The following is a 7,648-nucleotide window of genomic DNA, read 5'->3' on the forward strand; positions in this document are numbered from 1 at the left end:
ATGAAACGTTCTCTCGACTCTAGAGTCGATTATAGTTTGCTCTTGCCAGTATTTTTTCTACTGGTTATCGGCGTGGTGGCTATCTATATAGCTGTTAGTCATGATTATCCAAACAATATTCTGCCCATTTTAGGGCAGCAGGTCGCCTGGATTGCCTTGGGGCTTGTGATTGGTTTTGTGGTCATGCTCTTTAATACAGAATTTCTTTGGAAAGTGACCCCCTTTCTGTATATTTTAGGCTTGGGACTCATGGTCTTGCCAATTGTCTTTTATAATCCAAGCCTAGTTGCATCAACGGGTGCCAAAAACTGGGTATCGGTAAATGGCATTACCTTGTTTCAACCGTCAGAATTTATGAAGATATCCTATATCCTCATGTTGGCTCGTGTCATTGTCCAGTTTACCAAAAAACATAAGGAATGGAGACGCACAGTTCCGCTGGACTTCTTATTGATTTTCTGGATGATTCTCTTTACTATTCCAGTCCTAATTCTTTTAGCACTCCAAAGTGACTTGGGGACGGCTTTGGTTTTTGTAGCCATTTTCTCAGGAATCGTTTTATTATCAGGGGTTTCTTGGAAAATTATTATCCCAGTATTTGTGACTGCTGTGACAGGAGTTGCTGGTTTCTTAGCCATCTTTATTAGCAAGGACGGACGAGCTTTTCTTCACCAGATTGGAATGCCGACCTACCAAATCAATCGAATTTTGGCTTGGCTCAATCCCTTTGAGTTTGCCCAAACAACGACTTACCAGCAGGCTCAAGGGCAGATTGCCATTGGGAGTGGTGGTTTATTTGGTCAAGGTTTTAATGCTTCAAATCTGCTTATTCCAGTTCGTGAGTCAGATATGATTTTCACGGTTATTGCAGAAGATTTTGGCTTTATTGGCTCTGTCCTTGTTATCGCCCTTTATCTCATGCTGATTTATCGTATGTTGAAGATTACTCTTAAATCAAATAATCAGTTCTACACCTATATTTCCACAGGTTTGATTATGATGTTACTCTTCCATATCTTTGAGAATATCGGTGCCGTGACGGGCTTGCTTCCCTTGACGGGGATTCCCTTGCCTTTCATTTCTCAAGGGGGATCAGCTATTATCAGTAATCTGATTGGTGTTGGCTTGCTTTTATCGATGAGTTACCAGACTAATCTAGCTGAAGAAAAGAGCGGAAAAGTCCCATTCAAACGGAAAAAGGTTGTATTAAAACAAATCAAATAAGGAGAAAATCATGGTAAAAGTAGCAGTTATGTTAGCTCAGGGCTTTGAAGAAATTGAAGCTTTGACAGTTGTAGATGTCTTGCGTCGTGCAAATATTACTTGTGATATGGTTGGGTTTGAAGAGCAAGTAACGGGTTCGCATGCAATCCAAGTAAGTGCAGATCGTGTTTTTGATGGTGATTTATCAGACTATGACATGATTGTTCTTCCTGGAGGGATGCCTGGTTCTGCAAATTTACGGGACAATCAGGCCTTGATTCAAGAGTTGCAAAATTTCGAACAAGAAGGGAAGAAACTGGCGGCCATTTGTGCGGCGCCAATTGCCCTCAACCAAGCAGGGCTATTGAAAAATAAGCAGTACACTTGCTATGACGGCGTTCAAGAGCAAATCCTTGATGGTCAATATGTCAAGGAAACAGTAGTGGTAGATGGTCAGTTGACAACCAGTCGAGGCCCTTCGACAGCTCTTGCCTTTGCCTACGAGTTGGTGGACCAACTAGGAGGGGACGCAGAGAGTTTACGAACAGGAATGCTCTATCGAGATGTCTTTGGTAAAAATCAGTAAAACGGGAGTTATTCTCTCGTTTTTTATGTGGAAAAATCAGGGAAATCATCGCTTTTTTCATAAAAAAATGCTATAATGAAGGGTATGAAATATCACGATTATATCTGGGATTTAGGTGGAACTTTACTGAATAATTATGAAACTTCAACAGCTGCATTTGTTGAAACATTGGCATTGTATGGTATCACACAAGACCATGACAGTGTCTATCAGGCTTTAAAGGTTTCTACTCCTTTTGCGATTGAGATATTCGCTCCCAATTTAGAGCATTTTTTAGAAAAATACAAGGAAAATGAAGCCAGAGAGCTTGAACACCCGATTTTGTTTGAAGGAGTTTCTGACCTATTGGAAGACATTTCAAATCAAGGTGGACGTCATTTTTTGGTCTCTCATCGAAATAATCAGGTCTTAGAAATTTTAGAAAAAACTTCTATAACAACCTATTTTACGGAAGTAGTGACTTCTAGCTCAGGTTTTAAGAGAAAGCCAAACCCTGAGTCCATGATTTATTTAAGAGAAAAGTATCAGATTAGCTCAGGTCTTGTCATTGGTGATCGACCGATTGATATCGAAGCAGGTCAATCTGCAGGACTCGATACCCACTTGTTTACCAGTATCGTGAATTTAAGACAAGTATTAGACATGTAAGAAAAAGGAATAAGATGACAGAAGAAATCAAAAATCTGCAGGCACAGGATTATGATGCCAGTCAAATTCAAGTTTTAGAGGGCTTAGAGGCTGTTCGTATGCGTCCAGGGATGTATATCGGGTCAACCTCAAAAGAAGGTCTTCACCATTTAGTCTGGGAAATTGTTGATAACTCAATTGACGAGGCCTTGGCAGGATTTGCCAGCCATATTCAAGTCTTTATTGAGCCAGACGATTCGATTACTGTTGTCGATGATGGGCGTGGTATCCCAGTCGATATTCAGGAAAAAACAGGTCGACCTGCCGTTGAGACTGTCTTTACTGTCCTTCACGCTGGAGGAAAATTTGGCGGTGGCGGCTATAAGGTCTCAGGTGGTCTTCACGGAGTGGGGTCGTCAGTAGTTAACGCCCTTTCCACTCAATTAGATGTTCATGTCCACAAAAACGGTAAAATTCATTACCAAGAATACCGTCGTGGTCATGTTGTTGCGGATCTTGAGGTGGTTGGAGATACAGATAGAACTGGAACAACGGTTCACTTCACACCAGACCCAGAAATCTTCACTGAAACAACAACCTTTGATTTTGATAAATTAAATAAACGCATTCAAGAATTGGCCTTTCTAAATCGCGGTCTTCAAATCTCCATTACAGATAAGCGTGAAGGTTTGGAACAAACCAAGCACTACCATTATGAAGGTGGGATTGCTAGCTATGTTGAATATATCAATGAGAACAAGGATGTAATCTTTGATACACCAATTTACACAGATGGTGAGATGGATGATATCACAGTTGAAGTAGCTATGCAGTACACAACAGGTTACCATGAAAATGTCATGAGTTTCGCCAATAATATTCATACCCATGAAGGTGGAACGCATGAGCAAGGTTTCCGTACAGCCTTGACACGTGTTATCAACGATTATGCTCGTAAGAATAAGTTACTAAAAGACAATGAAGATAATTTAACAGGGGAAGATGTTCGCGAAGGATTAACTGCAGTTATCTCAGTTAAACACCCAAATCCACAGTTTGAAGGACAAACCAAGACCAAACTGGGGAACAGCGAAGTGGTCAAGATTACCAATCGTCTCTTCAGTGAAGCCTTCTCCGATTTCCTCATGGAAAATCCACAGATTGCCAAACGTATCGTGGAAAAAGGAATTTTGGCTGCCAAAGCTCGTGTAGCTGCCAAGCGTGCGCGTGAAGTCACTCGTAAAAAATCTGGTTTGGAAATTTCCAACCTTCCAGGGAAACTAGCAGACTGTTCTTCTAACAATCCTGCTGAAACAGAACTCTTCATCGTCGAAGGAGACTCAGCTGGTGGATCAGCCAAATCTGGTCGTAACCGTGAGTTCCAGGCTATCCTACCAATTCGCGGTAAAATCTTGAACGTTGAAAAAGCCAGCATGGATAAGATTCTTGCTAACGAAGAAATTCGTAGTCTTTTCACAGCCATGGGAACAGGATTTGGCGCAGAATTTGATGTTTCAAAAGCTCGTTACCAAAAGCTTGTTTTGATGACCGATGCCGATGTCGATGGAGCCCACATTCGTACTCTTCTTTTAACCTTGATTTATCGTTATATGAAACCAATCCTAGAAGCTGGTTATGTTTATATTGCCCAACCTCCAATCTATGGTGTCAAGGTTGGAAGTGAGATTAAAGAATACATCCAGCCAGGTGCAGATCAAGAAATCAAACTCCAAGAAGCTTTAGCCCGCCACAGTGAAGGACGTGCCAAACCAACTATTCAGCGTTATAAAGGTTTGGGTGAAATGGATGACCACCAATTATGGGAAACAACCATGGATCCCGAACATCGCTTGATGGCTAGAGTTTCTGTGGATGATGCTGCAGAAGCAGATAAAATCTTTGATATGTTGATGGGGGATCGAGTAGAGCCTCGTCGTGAGTTTATCGAGGAAAATGCCGTTTATAGTACACTTGATGTCTAAAAAATCGGGAGAAGTAGTTCCCTTGGTCTAAAAAATATGATATAATCATTACGATTGTTTCAAGTAAAAAAGGAGTTTGATATGTCTAATGGACAACTAATTTATTTAATGGTTGCAATTGCAGTCATTTTAGTTCTGGCTTATGTAGTGGCAATCTTTCTACGTAAGCGAAACGAGGGAAGATTAGAGGCGCTAGAAGAAAGAAAAGAAGAACTATACAATCTTCCAGTAAATGATGAAGTAGAAGCTGTAAAAAATATGCACTTGATTGGACAAAGTCAAGTGGCTTTCCGTGAATGGAATCAAAAATGGGTCGATTTATCTCTCAACTCTTTTGCCGATATTGAAAATAATCTCTTTGAAGCAGAAGGATATAACCATTCATTTCGTTTTCTCAAGGCCAGTCATCAAATTGACCAAATTGAGAGTCAAATTACTTTGATTGAAGAAGATATTGCTGAAATTCGCAATGCTTTGGCAGACTTAGAGAAGCAAGAATCTAAAAATAGTGGTCGTGTTCTTCATGCTTTGGATTTATTTGAGGAACTTCAGCATAGAGTTGCTGAAAATTCAGAACAGTATGGTCAAGCCTTGGATGAAATTGAAAAACAATTAGAAAATATCCAATCTGAATTTTCACAATTTGTAACCTTGAATTCATCGGGTGACCCAGTAGAAGCTGCTGTGATTTTGGATAATGCTGAAAATCATATCTTGGCTTTGACACATATTGTTGATCGTATACCAGCAATTGTAACAACATTATCTAAAGAGCTACCAGATCAACTAGAAGATTTAGAAGATGGTTATCGTAAACTAATTGATGCTAATTATCATTTTGTTGAAACGGATATTGAAGCACGTTTCCACTTGCTTTATGAAGCATTCAAGAAAAACCAAGAGAATATTCGTCAGTTGGAATTGGACAATGCCGAGTATGAGAATGGACAGGCACAAGAGGAAATCAATGCCTTGTATGATATTTTTACTCGAGAAATTGCTGCTCAGAAAGTAGTGGAAAATCTACTTGCAACTCTTCCAACCTATCTTCAACATATGAAAGAGAATAATACTTTATTGGTAGAAGATATTGCACGTTTGAACAAGACCTATTTACTTCCTGAGACAGCTGCAAGCCATGTTCGTCGTATTCAGACAGAATTAGAGAGTTTTGAGGCAGCTATTGCTGAGGTAACTTCAAATCAAGAAGAACCAACCCAAGCTTATTCAGTTCTTGAAGAAAAACTTGAGGATTTACAAACTCAATTAAAAGAAATTGAGGATGACCAAATTTCAGTTAGTGAGCGTCTGACGCAAATTGAGAAAGATGATATCAATGCACGTCAAAAGGCCAATGTTTATGTCAATCGTCTCCATACTATCAAGCGATACATGGAAAAACGCAATCTGCCAGGTATTCCACAAACTTTCTTGAAGTTATTCTTTACGGCAAGCAATAATACCGAGGATTTAATGGTTGAGTTAGAACAAAAAATGATTAACATTGAATCTGTTACCAGAGTTCTTGAAATTGCAACGAATGATATGGAAGCTTTAGAAACGGAAACTTATAATATTGTGCAGTATGCAACCTTGACAGAGCAACTATTGCAATATTCTAACCGCTACCGCTCATTTGATGAACGCATTCAAGAAGCATTTAACGAAGCTTTAGATATCTTTGAAAAAGAATTTGATTATCGCGCTTCATTTGACAAGATTTCGCAAGCATTGGAAGTAGCAGAACCTGGTGTAACCAACCGCTTTGTTACCTCATATGAGAAAACACGTGAAACGATTCGTTTTTAAAATAACAAAAAAGATTTGATTGTGTGAGAAGCAGAATCAAATCTTTTTTATAGTAATATCTTTAGCAATAGATTTCAAAATGATAAAAACGCATAATAGCGGGTGTAGAAACTCTTGCTACTATGCGTTTTATTATGGAAAGACTTACTGGATTTTTTCTCAAATCGAGTTTTTACTTGATTGGAATCGAAATTCCAATCAATTTCTCTGAGTAGAGTGTCTTGATATTAGCCTCATCAATAGCTTCCTTATCAATTTTACGTTTCAAGAAAAACTCTTGAATGGTTTCGATTTCAGGTTCACGAATAGCACGGTGTTTGTTTGAGATGAGGATTTCATAGTGAAGCGGCGCTTGGGTAAAAATAACATCTGTATTCCCTGCAGAATAGACTTCAACAAGGGTTGCATCGGTACTTTCTAGCTGGCTTTTTACAAGTTGCGAGTGTGAGTTTGTCGTATTGATAAGCTTCATAATATTTCCTCCGATTTTCTAATTCTATTATAGCACTTTTTAAATAAAGTAGCTTGATTTATACTCAATGAAAATCAAAGAGCAAACTAGGAAGCTAGTCGCAGGCTGCTCAAAACACAGTTTTGAGATTGTAGATAAGACTGACGAAGTCAGTGACCATATCTACGGTAAGGCGACGCTGACGTGGTTTGAAGAGATTTTCGAAGAGTATTAGTCAATCTTATGCTGTTTTTTCCAAGATTGAATGGCCCATTTATGGCTACCACGTTTGAGATTTTCAATAGCCTCATCAATAGGAAACCAGGCGATATGATTAAAGTCTTCTAATGGTTTTTGTACTTCTTTGAAGGAAGTCGCTTCATAGAGGTAGGCAGGATTGTAGTAGTAGGTGTCACGGTGACGAGAGTAGAAATATTCGTCAGCCTGTCCGTAATAGGTACCAATTTCAGCTGTGAATCCAAGTTCTTCAATCAACTCACGTTTTAGGGCCTCCTGATGATTTTCACCTGATTCAATTTCGCCACCTGGTAGGAACCAAGCGCCATTAGGCGCTTGAACAAGAACAATTTGTTTTTGTTCAGCGTCTGGAATTACTGCATATACACCGTAACGAGCAACATAGTCTGTATTCGCTTTTTTTTCTCCGAAAGTTGGGTTTGCCATTGCATTTTCCTCATTATCTAGTATCGTTATTATTATCATAATGGACAAAGGGCAAGCTGTCAAGAAATTACAGTTATTTTAGTAAAAAGAAGCAGAAAATTTTCATTTTCTACTCCTTTTCTATAGGATTTATTTTTCTGTTTCAGAACTTTTTACTTCAGCTTTTTTGGCAGACTTAATTTGAATATTGCCCTTGCTAGTCATAACTGCTTTGAGATCTTTTTCATTTGGATTTTCAAGGTAGTAATCAGTGATTGCGTCTTCAATATAGTCTTGAATAGTACGGCGAAGTGGGCGTGCTCCCAT

Annotated in this window: 8 protein-coding genes and 1 pseudogene; 6 read left to right on the forward strand and 3 right to left on the reverse strand. The window is 39.1% G+C overall.

Features of this window, described 5'->3' with window-relative positions; all coding sequences use genetic code 11:
• The 5 genes from WKI23_RS08145 (at window position 1) to ezrA (ending at window position 6,207) form a co-directional block, all read left to right on the forward strand.
• On the forward strand, window positions 1-1,224 hold the full coding sequence (locus WKI23_RS08145; RefSeq protein ID WP_368079568.1) for an FtsW/RodA/SpoVE family cell cycle protein: 1,224 nt from the start codon (window positions 1-3) through the stop codon (window positions 1,222-1,224).
• 10 nt (window positions 1,225-1,234) lie between these two features.
• Complete coding sequence (locus tag WKI23_RS08150; RefSeq protein WP_084588593.1) at window positions 1,235-1,789, forward strand: DJ-1 family glyoxalase III; 555 nt, start codon at window positions 1,235-1,237, stop codon at window positions 1,787-1,789.
• An 84-nt stretch (window positions 1,790-1,873) separates the two neighbouring features.
• On the forward strand, window positions 1,874-2,437 hold the full coding sequence (locus tag WKI23_RS08155; protein WP_368079569.1) for an HAD family hydrolase: 564 nt from the start codon (window positions 1,874-1,876) through the stop codon (window positions 2,435-2,437).
• 14 nt (window positions 2,438-2,451) lie between these two features.
• Window positions 2,452-4,398, forward strand: a complete 1,947-nt coding sequence (gene gyrB, locus WKI23_RS08160) for a DNA topoisomerase (ATP-hydrolyzing) subunit B (RefSeq protein ID WP_050253102.1) — start codon at window positions 2,452-2,454, stop codon at window positions 4,396-4,398.
• Window positions 4,399-4,479: 81 nt separating this feature from the next.
• Window positions 4,480-6,207, forward strand: a complete 1,728-nt coding sequence (gene ezrA / locus WKI23_RS08165; protein ID WP_368079570.1) for a septation ring formation regulator EzrA — start codon at window positions 4,480-4,482, stop codon at window positions 6,205-6,207.
• Between the two features lie 172 nt (window positions 6,208-6,379).
• Here ezrA and WKI23_RS08170 read toward each other — a convergent pair whose 3' ends face one another.
• Window positions 6,380-6,679 carry a DUF1827 family protein gene (locus WKI23_RS08170; RefSeq protein ID WP_368079571.1) on the reverse strand — a complete coding sequence of 100 codons (300 nt, stop codon included), beginning with the start codon at window positions 6,677-6,679 and terminating at the stop codon, window positions 6,380-6,382.
• Window positions 6,680-6,746: 67 nt separating this feature from the next.
• Between WKI23_RS08170 and WKI23_RS08175 the strand changes: the two genes are divergently transcribed.
• Complete coding sequence (locus WKI23_RS08175) at window positions 6,747-6,893, forward strand: hypothetical protein (RefSeq protein ID WP_368079572.1); 147 nt, start codon at window positions 6,747-6,749, stop codon at window positions 6,891-6,893.
• Here WKI23_RS08175 and WKI23_RS08180 read toward each other — a convergent pair.
• Both WKI23_RS08180 and WKI23_RS08185 read right to left on the reverse strand, forming a co-directional pair.
• Window positions 6,890-7,342 (reverse strand): NUDIX hydrolase, encoded by a 453-nt coding sequence (locus tag WKI23_RS08180; RefSeq protein WP_033676801.1) that lies wholly within the window; start codon window positions 7,340-7,342, stop codon window positions 6,890-6,892. The genes WKI23_RS08175 and WKI23_RS08180 overlap by 4 nt on opposite strands.
• 129 nt (window positions 7,343-7,471) lie before the next feature.
• A pseudogene (locus WKI23_RS08185) lies at window positions 7,472-7,648 on the reverse strand (AAA family ATPase); the annotation flags it as partial.

The sequence above is a fragment of the Streptococcus pseudopneumoniae genome (assembly GCF_038148955.1).
GTDB lineage: Bacteria > Bacillota > Bacilli > Lactobacillales > Streptococcaceae > Streptococcus > Streptococcus pseudopneumoniae_T.